This is a genomic window from Spirosoma liriopis (genome assembly GCF_023196085.1).
GTDB classification, from domain to species: Bacteria; Bacteroidota; Bacteroidia; order Cytophagales; family Spirosomataceae; genus Spirosoma; species Spirosoma oryzicola.
In genome coordinates, this window is sequence record NZ_JALPRF010000003.1 from 564,596 (window position 1) to 581,196 (window position 16,601).

The following is a 16,601-nucleotide window of genomic DNA, read 5'->3' on the forward strand; positions in this document are numbered from 1 at the left end:
TGTATGTCATCACAAGAGTTATACGATGAAATCCCGTCCCTGGATTTGGCCGATTTCACGTCGGGAGATCCGGAACGTAAGGCGCGCTTTGTTGCGGATTTAGGTCGGGCGTTTAATCAGATTGGCTTTGTTGCCATCCGTAATCATGGCTTAACCGATGAACTGACGCAGCGGCTTTACGATACGGCCAAGGCGTTTTTCTCGGCTCCGGACGACATCAAGAAAAAATACGAGCACCCTGAGCTGCACGGTCAGCGGGGCTATATCGGAAAAGGAAAGGAGACGGCAAAGGGATTTAAAGTTGCTGATCTAAAGGAGTTTTACCACATCGGCCAGCCTGCGCCAGTAGGAGATATGCCTGCTAATGTGTTTCCCGACGAATACCCGGAATTTGGAGAGGTTACCGTAAAAACGTATCAAACGCTTGAAAACGCGGGCAAACAGTTGTTACGGGCCATTGCTTTATACCTGGAGCTACCCGAAACCTACTTCGACGACAAAGTCAAAAATGGGGATAGTATTCTGCGGGCGCTTCACTACTTCCCGCTCGACCCGGACAAAACGCCCGAAGGTGCCGTACGGGCTGCTGCCCACGGCGATATCAACCTCATCACGTTGTTGATGGGTGCGTCGGCGGACGGCCTGGAAGTTCTTCGTCGGGACGGTAAATGGATTGGTATTACGGCGCTACCGGATCAGGTTGTGGTTAACGTTGGCGATATGCTCGACCGGCTGACGAACCATAAGCTGAAGTCAACGATTCATCAGGTGGTAAACCCACCCCGCGAAAAAATGAATCAGTCGCGCTACTCGATTCCTTTCTTCATGCATCCCCGCAGTGATATGGATCTGACGAGTCTCGAAAGTTGCATTGATGCTGAGCATCCAAAGCTATACGTGGACATGACAGCTGGTGATTTCCTGAACGAGCGGTTGATGGAACTGGGACTCAAAAAAGCGTGATAACGCGGCCTTTCTTACCTACTGCCTTGCCAACCTGCCGATCAAATCAGTCGTCAGTCGTTTATACCAGAATTTAACTCGTTTCGGGCTGAATAACACGATTTTTCAGCCCGAAACGAGTTAAATTTCCTATGTCGTTTGCTTTTGTGTTTACTATGCCGCCCTATCTGACACCCGTCAAGCCCGTACGGCGAATCCGCTATCTTATTTTCATGAAAGATGTGCTGATTCTTGCCCTAACTACCTTCGGTGGGCCGCAGGTGCATTTGGCTATGTTGTACGAGCGGTTTGTGAAGAAACGACGATACCTGACCGAGTCGGAATTGATGGAGCTTAACGCGCTGTGCCAGATTCTGCCCGGTCCAACCTCTACGCAGACCATAACCGCCGTCGGTTTCAAGATAGGCGGTCCTAACTTAGCTTACATCACGCTGTTGATTTGGGTATTGCCCGCCGTGAGCATCATGACTGCCGTTGGTATGGGTATGTATTATCTCGAACAGCATAATCTGTCGCTGCGGTTTGCCCGGTTTATCCAGCCGATGGCCGTTGGTTTTCTGATTGTCGCCGGTTACCGCATCGGGCAGAAGGTAATTAAAGATCAGATCAGTCTGGCGTTGGCGATAACAGCCGCGCTGGTGGCTTACGTATTTCGGTCGCCGGTAATGACGCCTATCGTTATCGTGGCGGGGGGCCTGATAACCGCACTCACCTACCAGAAGCACGAACGAATGGAGAAGAAGCCCCTGAAAATTCAGTGGGCTAACTTTTTTTTGTGGGCAGGCGTGTTTATTGGCGCAGCGGGTTTGGGAGCCATTACGCAGTCGTTGCCCGTACGTCTGTTTGAGAACTTCTACCGCAACGGTAGCCTGGTGTTTGGGGGAGGGCAGGTCCTGACGCCGATGCTCTACAATGAGTTCGTGGCCTTTAAACATTACCTCACCCGCGAAGAGTTTCTGTCGGGCTTGGGGCTGGTGCAGGCTTTGCCGGGTCCCACGTTTTGCTTTGCTTCCTACATTGGGGCCTTATCCATGCGGCATTCCGGATGGTCGGGTCAGTTCTGGGGGAGCTTTGTATCGACGGCGGGTATTTTTCTGCCGGGTACCTTCCTGATTTATTTTGTGTACCGTTTCTGGGAACAACTGAAACGCTACCGAGTGGTGAGGGCTTCCCTGGATGGGGTCAACGCGGCTAGTAGTGGCCTAACGGCGGCTGCGGCTATTGCGCTTTTCGAGCCGATGGCTCCTTATTGGCCGTCGGTAGCTGTTGTGCTGATCACCATGGGCATATTATTCTTCACCCGAATTCCTCCCGTTGTCATTGTTATCTGCGGCTTACTGGCTGGTGTGGTATTGTAACGTATACCGTTCGACAAAGTACCTTATTAGCCGTGCCAGATTCCTTCAGCAATTAATTTAGTTCGTCCGCCCACCTTGATGGTAAACCAATCGTTTGTCAGTTGGCCGTCGAGGTACAGATAGGAATGACGCCCCATTTGAAAACCCTGCTCGACAATTGCGTTGATGGTCGTTGTTCGGTAGGTGAGCAGATACGCCAGCAGACACCCATTCGCGCTACCCGTCGCTGCGTCTTCGGAGAGTTTGTCGTTTTCAATCAAAAACATACGGGTGTTGTAGTCTGAATCGGCGTTGGAGGTTTCGCTGGTAAAGAAAAACAAAGACGTTGAGTGGCCGGTCGGGCTATTTGTTCGGTATTTGCCGTTTGCGAGTAGAAAGGCTTTGAACGATTGATAATCCAGGGAAAGGCTGTCGATGGCGGCTAGACTTTGTAGCGGGATCAGAATGTAAGGTAAGCCGGTACTAATTTCCTGAACCGGCAACGAAGTGTCCAGATGGGAGAGGGCTATGCCCAACCCTTCTGAAATGACTTCGTGCGTAAAGGTATTTCCGAATTCAGGTTGGGCCTGCTGCATGTAAAAAATGCTGTCTTCCAGATTGGCGGGGTCCAGAATGGATATGGTGATGTCGCTATGGGCTAGTTCCAGGATCAGCGAAGCAGGAGCGGACGGGGTCAAAAACCGGGCTATGATATAGCTCGTTCCCAGGGAAGGATGCCCCGCAAACGGCACTTCGTGTTCCGGCGTGAATATTCGGACGACAAACCGCTGATTGTCTTTGTTGTCTTTGATGAAGGTGGTTTCCGCAAAGTTGATCTCTCTGGCCATCCGTTGCATTTGCTGCTCCGAAAGCTGGTTGTCCAGGTCCAGGAAGACCGCCAACTGGTTTCCTTCGTATTTCTGGTTGGCAAAAACATCGACAATGTAAAAGGGGATACCGGGCATAGCTGGCAAAAATAAAAATGCCTACGTGTAATCCCAACGAATGCAGAGGGATTCGCCGAGTGAACCGAACGTCAATCAGGCCATTTCTTTCTTCGAAATGGCCTGATTGACTATTTTCTGAAACATAAAACCAGGATTTTCTCCTTTCTCAGTCGGGTCTTTTATTGGCTTGCAACGCCAGATAAACGCCATTTGTCCAGCCAAAGCCGTCCTGATTCGGGTATTCGCCCCCACCCGCCGTCAAGCTAGTGTCTATGACGTTGTATTTCTCCATCATTTTACCGGTATCCCGGAATACTTTATCGTTAAGAGCCAGCCAGCGTTTTTTTAATTCATCGGCGGTCTGCGTAAAGCCAAACGCCAACAACCCTTGGTGCGTAATCCATTGCAAAGGAGCCCATCCATTCGGAGCATCCCACTGCTGGCCGCTTTCTTCTACTGCGGATACGACACCGCCTTCTTTCAAAAAGCTTTTTTCGATGTGGGCATGAACAGAAGCTGCTTGCTCGTCGGTTGCCAGTCCAACGTACAGGGGAAACATAGCTGCCAGCGACCAGACTGGCGTAGGCTTGTGCAAAACGATGTTGTAATCCACGAAAAATTGTCGCTGCTCATCCCACAGATAAGTCATTATCGCCTGTCGACGCGTTGCTGCTTTTTGTTTGTAGTGTTCCGCGGGTTCCTGAAATGAACTTTGCCGGTAAGCATCCGACAAGGTCAGTTCCAGATCGTACATCAACGCGTTAAGATCCACGGGAATGATGTCCGTAGTGTGAATGGTAGCCAGCCGTTGTGAATCACCAAACCATCGGCAGCTAAAATCCCAGCCCGATTCGCAGGCGGCCCGAATGTGCCGGTACAAGGCACTGGGCGATATACCATAGGGAGCCGCTTCGTGCGCGAGTTCAACGTCCTCCCGGTACGATTCGGGACGAGGAGCCGCCAGATCATCCCAGTAGCGATTCAGGACACTGCCATCGGGTAGCAGCACCACGCGCCGGAACGCTGCTTCGTGATCACTAAGCCGAAAATAACCATCCATCCAGTAATTATATTCTTTCTGCATGTGGGGCAGGTAGCGAACCAGAACGTCTGCACCGTCAATATCGGCCAGTAAGCGCACCATTCGGGCAAAAAAGGGCGGCTGCGACCGGGATAAGTAATAGCTGCGGTTGGCGTTGGGGATATGGCCGTAGGCATCGATCAGATGAGCGAAGTTATCAACCATGTCCCGGATCAGTTCGTTCTCACCCGATACGCGCAGGCCGAGCATGGTAAAATAACTGTCCCAGTAGTAAAGACCCCGGAAACGCCCGCCGGGAACGATATAAGGTTTGGGGACCGGCAGCATCGAACACGATGGTTCTGACTGACGCTTAAAGATCGGCCAGATACGGTTGAGGTGCACTGCCGTCGGTAAGCTCTGATCGCTAACGTGACCGGTTTCTATGTTTTTGGGCAGGTGAAAATACGTGTGGACAAAATCGGTCAGTCGAAACTCGCTCTGGTGCTTCTCAATCTCATAACGGCTCAAGATTTCTTCCGGTGCCCGTCTGGGATAGCAGTCGGCAAAGGTGATGGAATCATCAAATACGGGCTGCATCTGTACGTCATGAAACAGAGGGCCAAAGAGTTGATCGGGGGGAAGTATGGCAGGAACTACACTATAAATCTGAGGGGGAAGTTGCGGCTTTTCGGGCATAATAATCAGGTTACGTTTATACTATAAACCCAGTGCAATAAGGTTGGTTATGATTTTTGCGATTCCAACCGGCAGTACCAGCGCCACGTAGCCTCCTGCATAAACCCTAAACGCGGAATGCGCGGCTGTCTATGAAGCAACCGCGCATTCCGCGTTTTTTTAGATAAGTCGGATAAGAAATTCCTGCCTACTACATATCATCGGACAAAAACTTGCGCACACTCTGATAGGGTCGTAAGCCCTGCGGTTTCCCGTTCGTGCCGTTAACGGGCGTAGCCGACGTGTTGCCCGGTGGGCGAGTTTCGCCGGACCGGGCGCGATTGCCGTTTTGAAGCGTCAGCATTTCCTTGCGCAACTGCCGCTGTTCGTCGTCACTCAACACAGTACGCGTGGCTTCTCCCTGACCGTACCCATCGTTGAAGTTACTGATCCGGCTGTCGGTCTGTGCCAGTTTCAGTTCGGCGTATAACTCGTTGAGGTCTTCGGTGGCCGACTGCCGTCTTTCTTTCAACTCGTTGAGATTGGGAAGCAGGTCGAGATTGTGCTGTAGCACATTCTGCTGAATGCGTTGTTCGGCCAGTTGTGCTTCAAGGGGAGCCAATACTCCGTCGATTCGTTTGATACGACGACGTAATTTCCAAAGCTTGATATCCGCCTGTAACCATCGAAACCAGAAGGCCGACAGGACGGGAAGCGCTATCCCCAGACAGACCGCTCCGGCCAGCGCGAACAGGATACCGCTCAGTACGAATGACAACAAGGCCCAGGGACTGTTGACCAGCGCGAGATTTAACTCGCTGGACTCGCTCAACTGTTTTTCAATTTTGTTGATCGTCGATGGGCTGAGTGTTTGTGTAGCCGCCGTCGGGTCGGTGTTTAGTTGAAGCTGGCGGACCGATTTGTTGATAGCCGCTTTCAACTGATCGGTGCGGTACGCTTCATACCGGAACCAGCCCAGTACGGCCAGCGTCAGTACCGAAAAAACAGCCAGCGCAATTTTAAACCGTTCGTATTTGGTCCGGTTCTGCTCCGGATTTTCCTGGTAAGGCTGCTCGATAAGCCGATCATAAGCCGGTTTCAGCAAGATCGATACCATCGCTAAGCCAACGGCAAACGCCCAGGCTTCATTCGTGTTGCGAATGTTCAGGGCATAGGCTACAATCTCGTGGGAGATAATCAAATCACCGGCTAGAAACGAAATACCGGCAACCAGAAACAACAGCCCCGCCAGCAAGGAATAATCAGGGGCGGCTTTGGTGCGACGCTCGCGAAGGTTGTCGCGGTCGGTTTCCAATGCCTGCCGGTCGGCTTCGTGGTGTTTGACCTGCTTGTCCAGGCGCTCTACCTGGAGGGCGTGAGTTTGCAGCTCTGCGTAAGCCGTGCGGTGGGCTTCCGTCGCTTGGGTCAACTGCTGGTCGGTTCCCGTAATTTCGGTGCGCTTCTCCTGAATGCGTTCCTGAAGCCAGTCCTTGTTTACCTGACTTGATAAATAGCCTTCGTATGTTTCCCGGTTGACACCTTCAATACCGCTGTTGTAGCCGTGCTGAAAATCGGGATTCTCTGTTGGTTCCATGCTAAATCGTTTACAGCGGACGATTGGTAGTACTGCTATGAACCCTCCACTCAGTTAAATAGTGCTTCTCGCTGTTGCTCCGAGAGTCGATGCTCCGGGAGCCGATCCCGGATGCTGCGAGCAATCTGGTATTCACTCAAAAACAAGCTAACAAGCTGATCGCGTTTGGCGTTCAAACGGGCTAAATCCGTTTCCAGCTGTTTCAAGGTCGTAACAAGCGGCCACTGCTGGTTGCGGATGGCTTCTACTTCCCGAACCAGTCGCTCACGGTCGGTTGCCCAAACGGGTAGGTTCTGCTGTTTGTCAATAAGCAACTGACGATTCTGTCGAATCGCCTGAAATCCGTTCTGAAGCCGCGTTAACGTACTGAGGAGTAACTTTCCCGTCAGCAGAAACAGAAAAAAGATAAAGACAAACAACGAACCCGCCTGCCAGATCGACTGCGTTTGCACAGCCTGAGCAAGTACAAACAAAGCTGCTGCCATCGGTAAGGCGACCTCTTCGATAAGCCGCCGACCACTTAGTCGAGTGCCTTCCTCGTAGAAAAACGATGTGCGTCCGAATAAATTGAACATACCCGCCAGAAATACGCCCACGGCAATCCAGCGATTCGGAAAGGCAGGCCGCAGGGTTTCATCCACCAAGTAAAAATTGCCGATGCTCATCCCGATTGCCAGCAACAGGCTCACGCTGGTTCGGAGCAGATCATGGGTAATCGGCAGCTGTTCCTGTAAGGCTTCGATCTGGCTTTTTAGGCTAGCAATCCGGCTTTCCCGTTCATGGATTACCTGATTCAGTTCCTCTACTTTTTGGGTGTACTGCTCCACCATTTTTTCGATTGGCGCAGCCTGCTTGTCAACATGCGCCCGTATTTCAGCTATTTTCTCGTCGGTCTGGGCGTCCGCTAAGCCAAATAACACACCTTCGTCGCGCAGGGCTTCTTCGTCTGCAAGCCAGGACGGCAGCGAATCTTCCAGAGCATGTACGGTCGGTGCAACGTGGTAAGCCTGTTGATTGTTAGTTGGTACAAAGACATCCGAAATAGCGGGTGCCACGGTAACCGGAGTGGAAACGGCTGGGACCGGTGTGCGCACAAATAAAGAGCAAAGGCGTTCAATAAACGTCATTAGTCAAACCCGATGGCGGGTTATCGGGACAGGTTGCTGGTACGAAAACGGTTGTAAATACGCAAAAAGTGCCCTAATAACACAATTCTGCTTAAAGGGCACAGCGATGAATGACCGGGAAAGCAAAAAAAATAGTCAGGGAGTGCTTTGTCCCTGACTTTATGGGCGGTTAGCGAATTACCGTTGCAAAAAGACGCGTTGGAGCGCTCCCCAGAGCCGTTTCTTTAAATTTTGGTCGGCTTCGATGGTCGGCAGTGAATCGGCCATTAAAAAGGTAATGCCGAAAAAACGGATGGGCTGATACCGGTCCATCGCAATATCCAGGTGGATACGGCTGAAGGGTACGCCAAACGTAATAAAATGGTGAATCTTTTTGTCCTGAACCAGTTCGGCAAAGTCAAGGTCACCCGCACCGTGCAGATTGAGCAGATCGACACCGTCGATGTTGAGATTAACCGCTTTCAGGATTTTTTCGAGGAAAAGCAGGTTACTGGGGTCCAGTTCTTCATCGGCGAGCAGCAACACTTTGTGGTTAAGCTGGGGTAGCCGGGGCTGCTGTGTCGGCGGAACAACCGATGGCGTTGTCGGGCGTGGGACCGGCTGTGGTAACGGTTCGGGTGTCGCGGTTAACGCAATGGGTTCCGGGGCTGGCGCTTGTACGACGGGTATATCGACAATAGGTTCAACCAGCCGTTTTTCGTCCGAGTGCGTAAGTGGTGACGCGGCCAATGCATCCAGTTCGTCCAGTAAATCGGCGGTGACCACCGGGATTATCTCGTCAGTCGGTTCACTAACTAAATGAGTCACGTCGGGCGCACTCGCTGTTTCGACAAGCGGTTGCGTGCTGTAACTCCACGATTCTCCCGCCAACCGGAATAGCTGGTCGTTTTGGTAAAGCGTCTTATATAAATTCTTTGCTGACATGCGGCTTGTTAACGTCCGGTTTCTAATTTATGCCACTTTGTCGCCTTGAGTGGTTCGCGTCGGCCATCGAAGGGTTGGTCAATTGGTCCGTAATGTTTCACCAGATAAGCCAGAATAGCCGGTTCCGATTCGCCCAGATCCCATAACTTCTGCGTACGCTGCATCCATCGGATTCGCTCGATCCATTTATCGCGTGAAAAATGACTTTGCAGAATGAGCTTACTCGAATGGCAGGCTGTACACTGACCTTTCACCAGCGTAAGATGCTCGTCAACGGCTAGGCCGGTTTCAGGATCGGTTTTCACCGAGTCCGCTGGTGCATAGGTACTATAGACTGTTTCTGGCGCACCATTCTTGGCAATGAGTCCCGATCTGGTTTGCGCGGCTACGGTGATCAGCGCAGCCAACGCAAAAGCCAATGCTGGCCATTTTTTCATTTGTTTCATGTTGTTTCGTTATGCACCGACTTTCACGGCAATGCGGTGGCAGGCGTTGTTGCAATACCCCTCCGGATTCCACTGGGGCATAACCATGGGTTGTGATACACCCGCATCGTCGGTTGCCCGCGCCCATAGTTCGTAATAGCCCGGTTGGGGAAATTTAATCGTTGCGGTCCAGTGCTGCCAGGCCAGACGATTCTTCGGTGGTTTTAGGTCGGCTTTCTGCCAGGTGGCCCCAAAATCATGCGACACTGCTACCTCGCGAACCGAACGATCACCTGCCCAGGCGTGGCCGCGTAAGTTGAGCGTCTGACCTTTGGTAAGCATAGCACCCGTTTGGGGAAACGTAACGAGCGATTTCACCGGCATGGACTCAATAATTTTGAACTGACTTTCGGGTGGATCGACGCCGGGTTCGACGGGATTGATGGGCACTTTGTAGCTTTTGCCCGTCATTTTTGTCCCATCGTGGACTTTGTTGCGGACCGCAATCGTGTGCAGCCATTTGCCCGAGGTCGAAGCGGGCCAGCCGCCGACGACCAGCCGCAGCGGAGCGCCGTTGACAAGCGGAATATCCTGCCCGTTCATGGCCCAGGCAACCAGCGTTTCGTCTTCGAGGGCTTTGCGCATCGGCACTCCGCGCGATATGGCTTCTTTTTTCGGGTCCAGACTGATGTGTACATCCTTGCCGTAATAACCAATGTAGACCGCATCGTCTTTCAAGCCCACATCGGCCAAAATATCTTTCAGCCGAACCCCGGTCCATTCGGCACAGCCAACGCCCCCATCCGTCCACTGGTTGCCCGATGTTTTAGGAAAATAACCAGAGCGTCCGTTGCCAGCGCATTCGAGCACCAGCTGGTACGTGTAGTGCTTAAAGTGTTTCTTTAAGTCGTCGAGTTTGTAGGTCTTTGCCTGCTTCACCGACTCGCCGTTGATCGTCAACGTCCAGCTAGCGGGGTCTACTTTTTCGGGCATCAGACCATTATTGCGAATAAACAGCTTATCGGCAGGTGTAATGGCATCATCCAGCAGGTGCGCGGGCGTTTCGACGTTCCAGGGTTTGTCGCTCAACACAACCAGACCTTTATTTTTCGTCGCCATTGGATCAACCTCAAACGCCATTGGCAAATAATGCTGAGGCAGTTTGTCGGCAAAAACGATGTCGGTACCGAGCAGGGTAGTGAGCGTTGCCAGGGCGCTTTTCTGGAGAAAACCCCGGCGGTCAAAAAGGTTATCGGATGGGTTTAGTGATGCCATTGGTAAAAACGGGCCAGATTGAGTTCTCAAAAATACGCAAAAAAAGCCAGCCCTGGCGTAGTTGCAGGACTGGCTTTTAGAAGACCAGAGCCGATTAGTGGGCTTAGGCAATACCTACCGCCTGACGGTAGATGATAGCCTCCCGGTCGGGACTGGTCGAAATGAAACTAATCGGTAAACCAAGTGTTTCTTCCAGGTAATTGACGTAATCCGCCAGTTCAGCGGGCATGTCATCGAACGCGTGGATGTTCGCCAGATCCGTTTTCCAGCCCTTGAACGATTTGTAGATCGGAGTCACGTCCGTGTCGCAGAGATCGTACGGAAGCTGTTCCGTCGTGGTGCCGTCAGGAAGCTGGTAATGCGTGCAAACCTGAATTTCGTCGAAGATATTCAGCACGTCTACTTTCATCATAACCAGCTGCGTAACGCCATTGATCATGATCGCGTATTTGAGAGCAGGCAGGTCGAGCCAGCCGCACCGACGCGGACGACCAGTCGTCGCGCCGAATTCGCGCCCTTCCTGGCGGATTAGCTCACCGGTTTCGTTGGAAAGCTCCGTTGGGAAGGGGCCGCTGCCAACCCGTGTGCAGTATGCTTTAAAGATACCAAAGACTTCACCGATCTGGCGGGGTGCCACGCCCAGACCTGTGCAGGCACCAGCCGTCATGGTGTTGGATGAGGTCACGAACGGATAAGAGCCAAAATCAATATCGAGCAGCGAACCTTGAGCACCTTCGGCCAACACGTTACGGCCATCGTGCAAGGCCTGATTGACTTCGTATTCGCTGTCGGTCAGTTGAAACTGCTTCATGAATTCGACCGCTGCGAAGAATTCGGTTTCCGCCTGCGGCAACACCGACGCATAATCAAAGTTGTTCTGTTCCAGAATGACCTTATGAATAGCAACCAGCTTTCCGTACTTGTCCGCAAAATTTGGCGACAGAATATCCCCAACGCGAAGTCCCTGACGAGCTACTTTATCCTGATAGGTAGGACCGATACCCCGGAGCGTCGAACCAATTTTAGACTCACCTTTAGCCTGCTCGTAGGCCGCGTCCAGCAGCCGGTGGGTCGGGATAATGATCGACGCTTTCTTCGAAATCTGTAGGTTCTTTGTGAGTGCCAGATTGTACTTAGCCAGCCCGTCGATTTCTTTCTTGAAAACAATCGGGTCGAGCACCACACCATTGCCGATGATATTCAGGATATCGTCCCGGAAGATTCCAGACGGAATCTGGTGCAAAACATGCTTGAACCCGTTGAATTCGAGCGTGTGACCGGCATTGGGACCGCCTTGAAAGCGGGCCACAACCTGATACTGTGGTGCTAGCACATCCACAATTTTACCTTTTCCTTCGTCGCCCCACTGGAGGCCTAATAAAACATCTACCATTCTGATTGGCCGCTGAAACGGCTGTGATTAGACTAATTTCTCTGAGTTTTTCTTCCGTCGGCTCGTACCCACTGACCAACCAAACGCTGAAGAATACGTTCATGGACGAACGTAAGTAAAAGCAGGGGGCCTGGATTTACTCCTCGACCGGTATCTGAATACCCTGCGCATCTTTCGCCGTATGCTGCCGGTTTTCGCAGAAATCGCGGGCGCAGGCACCGTAGAAAATCAGCGAATGGTGCATGACGTTGAATTTCAGCATGTCGCCAACCATGTTCTGGATATTCTGAACCCGTGGGTCACAGAACTCCATCACCTTGTGGCAATCCGTACAGATGAGGTGGTCGTGCTGACGGTAACCGTACGATTTCTCGTACTGGGCCAGGTTACGGCCAAACTGATGTTTGGTAACCAGATCGCAGTCGACCAGTACATCGAGCGTATTATAAACCGTAGCTCGGCTTACGCGATAATTCTTGTTTTTCATCGAGATGTACAACTCGTCCACGTCAAAGTGGTCTTCCCGGTTGTAGATCTCTTCCAGAATAGCGAATCGTTCGGGTGTTTTCCGCAGCCCCTTGTTTTCTAAGTAAGCCGTGAAAATCGTCCGGGCAGATTCTAAGTTTGATAATTTCGGCGCAGCCATATCCGTTCCGATGATTGAAAGTGCAAAAATAAAAGTTATAGCCTATAGTTCATGGTTTATGGACTATAGTTTGTTCGATTACGAACAAACGGGAAACCACGAAGTACACACTACGAAAAAATCAGGAGTCGAACCGCACGACCTCGAAGACGCCCTGAACCCGTTCCAGTTTACGCATGAGCGTTTCGAGATGCCCCGTATCATGAACGTAAAGCCGGATGTTACCCTCAAAGATACCATCTTTCGAGTCAATCGTTACCGAACGCATGTTGATGTGTAGTTCATTGCTGATAACCCGCGTTACGTCGTTCACTAAACCGACACGGTCCATTCCCGTGATGCGCAGACCCGCCAGGAACGCCAGTTCTTTCTGGGAAGTCCATTTGGCTTTGATGATCCGGTTACCGTGGTTCGACATCAATTCGACGGCGTTTGGACAGGTGACCCGGTGAATTTTGATGCCGTCGTTGATGGTTACAAATCCGAATACGTCGTCGCCCGAAATTGGGTTGCAGCACTTCGAGAGCGTGTAGTCGATGCGGTCCATGTCCTCACCAATGAGCAGCATGTCGGCATCAGCCCGTTCCCCGTGGATTCGTTTTAGTTCTTTGGTAAACGACTTGGCGTCCTGTAGGGCATCGGTATTGAGTTTGTTCAGGCGGTTCTCTTTCGCTTCCTTGTCGGATTTGAATTTCTTTAGTTCCTGAACGTCGATGTGTCCTTTGCCAACGCGGTAAAAGAAATCGTCGCTGGTTTTGGAGCCGAAATATGCCCGGAGCTGATTGATGGTTTCGTTGGTCATCTCCATCCGCAGCACCCGCAGTTTTTTCTGCACCAGATCACGGCCATCGGTCACGAACCGTTTATTTTCTTCCTTGATTAAGTCCTTGATCTTGGTCTTAGCCTTGGACGTAACCACGAACCGCAGCCAGTCTTCGCTCGGTTTCTGACGATTCGAGGTAATGACTTCAACCTGATCGCCGTTTTGCAACACATGGCTCAGCGGTACGAGTGTGTTGTTGACCTTGGCGGCCATACAGCGAGCCCCGATCTGGGTGTGAATATCGAAGGCAAAATCCAAGGCCGTAGCCCCCCGCTGCAAGACTTTCAAGTCGCCTTTGGGCGTAAACACAAAAACTTCCTCGCTGTACAGGTTGCTTCGAAAATCGTCGACAAACTCGATAGCGGCTTTTTTATCGCCCGTACCTGCCGACTCGATCATATCGCGCACCTGACTGATCCAGGCTTCAATGCCCGCACCCGTCTGGGTATCGTTGCCTTTGTATTTCCAGTGGGCTGCGTAGCCTTTCTCAGCAATTTCATTCATTCGCTCGGTGCGGATCTGTACTTCTACCCACTGACCGGAGCGGCTCATCACCGTCGTATGAAGCGATTCATACCCGTTGGCACGGGGCGTACTGATCCAGTCCTTCAACCGGTCGGGATTGGGTTTGAAATGATCCGTAACGATGGAGTACGCCCGCCAACAGGCCGCTTTTTCTTCTTCGGGGGGCACGCTCAGTATAATCCGGACGGCGAACAAATCGTAAATCTCTTCGAACGGCTTTTTCGATTTGCTGAGCTTGTTCCAGATCGAATAAATTGATTTGGGACGGCCTTTGATCATGTATTTGATCTTTGTTTCGCCCAGGTCTTTCTCAATCGGTTCGATAAACCGACCGATGAACCGGTCGCGGGCTACGCGGGTTTCGCGCAGTTTTTTGGCGATATCCTTGTACGCTTCCGGCTCAACGTACTTCAGGTACATGTCTTCAAGCTCCGACTTAATTGCATACAAACCCAGTCGGTGGGCCAGGGGCGCATAAATGTAAATCGTTTCCGAAGCGATCTTTAACTGCTTGTCGCGGGGCATGGAGTCCAGCGTTCGCATGTTATGGAGTCGGTCGGCCAGCTTGACCAGGATTACCCGAACATCGTCCGAAAGTGTCAGCAGCATCTTACGGAAGTTTTCGGCCTGCTGCGACGTGCCGTACTCGAAGATGCCCGAAATTTTGGTTAGCCCATCGATGATTTTGGCTACTTTGGAGCCGAATGCCCGCTCAATGTCGGCAATCGTCGTATCTGTATCTTCCACGACATCGTGCAGCAGAGCTGCCACGATACTCGTTGTGCCCAACCCAATTTCTTCAACCGCAATCTGGGCAACGGCCAACGGGTGGTAGATGTACGGTTCTCCCGACCGCCTGCGCATATTTTTGTGCGCTTCGGCGGAGGTGTTGAACGCTTTTTTGATCAGTTTGGCGTCATCGCCTTTCAGCATTGGCTTTGCCGCCCGCAGTAGTCGTCGGTAGCGTTTCAGGATTTCCTGGCGCTCCAGCTCTAGATTGATCGCAGGTTCGGCGGTGGCATTCATCATGGTTGGCGTCTTTGCAGGTGGTTGTACTCGCTCTACCAAGATAACAAAATAATATGGTAAAAAAGACGCTACATCCACTAAAAATAAAACCTTTGAAAATTTTTCTTGACATGTATAAATTCTTTTGTACCTTTGCACCTCCAAAACACGAGTTGATGAGCGCTAGACAGACAAATCTGGCTTGACGACTTCTCAACCTCCAGGCCGCGGGTGTGGCGAAATTGGTAGACGTGCCAGACTTAGGATCTGGTGCCGCAAGGCATGGGGGTTCGAGTCCCTCCACCCGTACATCGTTTAAAAGCGAAAGACTGAAAGAGTGAAAGAGCGTTTGTCTGTGAATGACTCACTCTCCCTTCTTTCAGTCTTTCGCTCTTTTATTTTAAAACCGACACAAACGTGGATATTACTTTAGAAAAAGCCAGTGATACCAATGCTTCGCTGAAAATCGTCTTGACCCCAGCCGACTACAAACCAGAAGTTGACAAAAAACTGAAAGACTACGGTCGGAAGGTTCAACTGAAAGGCTTCCGGCCTGGCCATGTTCCTGCTTCGCTCGTGCAGAAAATGTACGGTAAAAGCATCCTGGTGGACGAAATCAACTCGATGCTAAGCAAAACGGTTAGCCAGTATATTCGCGAAAACAAGTTGCAGGTCGTTGGTGATCCTGTGCCAAATCGTGAAGAGGCCGATGCCATCGATTGGGATAACCAAACCGATTTCGCGTTTAGCTACACGCTGGGTCTGGCATCGGAATTCGATATCGATTTCAACGATCTGCCGGGTGTAACGCAGTACGAAATTCAGGCTGGTGATGCCGAAGTCAATTCAACCATTGCCGAACTGCAACAACGTTTCCATGCGCACGCTCATGGCGAAGAAGTAGGCGATGGTGATACGATCTATGGTGAACTGAAGCAGGTGAACGCACCCGCTGAAGGTGAAGCGTTTACGGCCAAAACGGCTTTCCCGATGAATCAGATGGCTGAAGAAGCCAAAGGACAGTTTATCGGTAAGAAAAAAGGTGACGTGGTTACGTTCAATCTGGAAGCTGCGTTCCCGGACGAAAAAGCACGGGCTACGGCAACCGGTGCACCAAAAGAAGACATTGCTAACCTGACCGGTGAGTTTACGTTCGAGGTAGACGATATCACCCGTCATGAGCCAGCCGCGTTGGATCAGGAGTTCTTTGACAAAGTGCTGGGTGCTGGTGCCGTCGAGAACGAAGAGCAGTTCCGCGTGAAAGTAGCCGAAATCATCCGGGGCAACTACGGACGTGAAGCCGCTCAACTGCTGCGACTGGACATCGAAAAGATGTTGCTCGAAAACACGCCGATTCTGCTGCCCGACGAGTTCCTGAAAAACTGGTTGCTGGAAGTAAACGAAGGAAAGTTCACCCCAGAACAAATTGATGAGCAGTACGATGACTTTACGAAGTCCGTAAAACTGCAACTCATCAAGAATAAAATCGCCGATAAAGCCGACATCAAAGTTGAGTTCGAGGAAGTGCTGGAAGTAACGCGTCAAATGGTACGCGAGCAGTTCGGTTTTGCCGGTGCTGAAAATGAGGAGATGAACCAAACCATCGATCGCATTGCCCGGAACTACCTGCTGGACGAGAAAAACAACGGCCAGAATTACACCAGCACGTTCAACCGGGTGTACGATGATAAAGTAATCGACTACGCCAAGACTCAGTTGACAATTGCTACCCAGGAGGTAACGGTTGATGAGTTTAAAGCACTGGTTGAAAATCGCTAGTACTGCCTGTATACACGTAATCAAGGCCCGGTCATTGACCGGGCCTTTTGCGTTTTATGAACACCAGAGCCGCATAACTTACTAGTTGGTATGTTTTTTAGCTAAATCTGCCGGAGTAAGCAGTATATTTTGACAA

Annotated in this window: 13 protein-coding genes and 1 tRNA gene; 4 read left to right on the forward strand and 10 right to left on the reverse strand. The window is 51.3% G+C overall.

Translation table 11 applies throughout. The features are described from left to right. The first annotated feature begins 3 nt into the window (after window positions 1–3). Complete coding sequence (locus M0L20_RS19215; RefSeq protein WP_232558219.1) at window positions 4–963, forward strand: isopenicillin N synthase family dioxygenase; 960 nt, start codon at window positions 4–6, stop codon at window positions 961–963. A 155-nt stretch (window positions 964–1,118) separates the two neighbouring features. Continuing rightward, window positions 1,119–2,321, forward strand: a complete 1,203-nt coding sequence (chrA, locus tag M0L20_RS19220) for a chromate efflux transporter (protein WP_248479153.1) — start codon at window positions 1,119–1,121, stop codon at window positions 2,319–2,321. Between the two features lie 26 nt (window positions 2,322–2,347). Here chrA and M0L20_RS19225 read toward each other — a convergent pair whose 3' ends face one another. From M0L20_RS19225 to M0L20_RS19270, 10 genes are all read right to left on the reverse strand, one after another. Beyond that, window positions 2,348–3,265, reverse strand: coding sequence for a PhzF family phenazine biosynthesis protein (locus M0L20_RS19225; protein WP_248478610.1), 918 nt, complete (start codon window positions 3,263–3,265; stop codon window positions 2,348–2,350). Window positions 3,266–3,413: 148 nt separating this feature from the next. Further along, window positions 3,414–4,967 (reverse strand): alpha,alpha-trehalase TreF, encoded by a 1,554-nt coding sequence (treF, locus tag M0L20_RS19230; RefSeq protein ID WP_248478611.1) that lies wholly within the window; start codon window positions 4,965–4,967, stop codon window positions 3,414–3,416. 190 nt (window positions 4,968–5,157) lie between these two features. Then, a complete protein-coding gene (locus tag M0L20_RS19235) occupies window positions 5,158–6,540 on the reverse strand; it encodes an AAA family ATPase (protein WP_248478612.1) in 1,383 nt (460 codons plus the stop codon). Between the two features lie 50 nt (window positions 6,541–6,590). Continuing rightward, complete coding sequence (locus tag M0L20_RS19240) at window positions 6,591–7,634, reverse strand: hypothetical protein (protein ID WP_248478613.1); 1,044 nt, start codon at window positions 7,632–7,634, stop codon at window positions 6,591–6,593. Between the two features lie 210 nt (window positions 7,635–7,844). Then, the gene (locus M0L20_RS19245) at window positions 7,845–8,591 is read right to left on the reverse strand and encodes a hypothetical protein (protein ID WP_248478614.1); all 747 of its coding nucleotides are present in this window, start codon (window positions 8,589–8,591) and stop codon (window positions 7,845–7,847) included. An 8-nt stretch (window positions 8,592–8,599) separates the two neighbouring features. Continuing rightward, a complete protein-coding gene (locus tag M0L20_RS19250) occupies window positions 8,600–9,028 on the reverse strand; it encodes a hypothetical protein (protein WP_232558225.1) in 429 nt (142 codons plus the stop codon). A gap of 18 nt (window positions 9,029–9,046) precedes the next feature. Continuing rightward, window positions 9,047–10,291 carry a sulfite oxidase gene (locus M0L20_RS19255; RefSeq protein ID WP_248478615.1) on the reverse strand — a complete coding sequence of 415 codons (1,245 nt, stop codon included), beginning with the start codon at window positions 10,289–10,291 and terminating at the stop codon, window positions 9,047–9,049. Between the two features lie 103 nt (window positions 10,292–10,394). Further along, window positions 10,395–11,684 (reverse strand): adenylosuccinate synthase, encoded by a 1,290-nt coding sequence (locus M0L20_RS19260; protein WP_232558227.1) that lies wholly within the window; start codon window positions 11,682–11,684, stop codon window positions 10,395–10,397. A gap of 136 nt (window positions 11,685–11,820) precedes the next feature. Then, on the reverse strand, window positions 11,821–12,330 hold the full coding sequence (locus M0L20_RS19265; protein ID WP_232558228.1) for a Fur family transcriptional regulator: 510 nt from the start codon (window positions 12,328–12,330) through the stop codon (window positions 11,821–11,823). A gap of 121 nt (window positions 12,331–12,451) precedes the next feature. Next, on the reverse strand, window positions 12,452–14,704 hold the full coding sequence (locus M0L20_RS19270; RefSeq protein WP_248479155.1) for a RelA/SpoT family protein: 2,253 nt from the start codon (window positions 14,702–14,704) through the stop codon (window positions 12,452–12,454). A 209-nt stretch (window positions 14,705–14,913) separates the two neighbouring features. On the opposite strand from M0L20_RS19270, the gene M0L20_RS19275 reads away from it, so the two are divergent. Further along, window positions 14,914–14,995 (forward strand) — tRNA-Leu (locus M0L20_RS19275). A gap of 108 nt (window positions 14,996–15,103) precedes the next feature. Beyond that, window positions 15,104–16,465: a trigger factor gene (tig, locus tag M0L20_RS19280; protein WP_232558229.1), complete on the forward strand. Its 1,362-nt coding sequence runs from the start codon at window positions 15,104–15,106 to the stop codon at window positions 16,463–16,465. The last annotated feature ends 136 nt before the right edge of the window (window positions 16,466–16,601 follow it).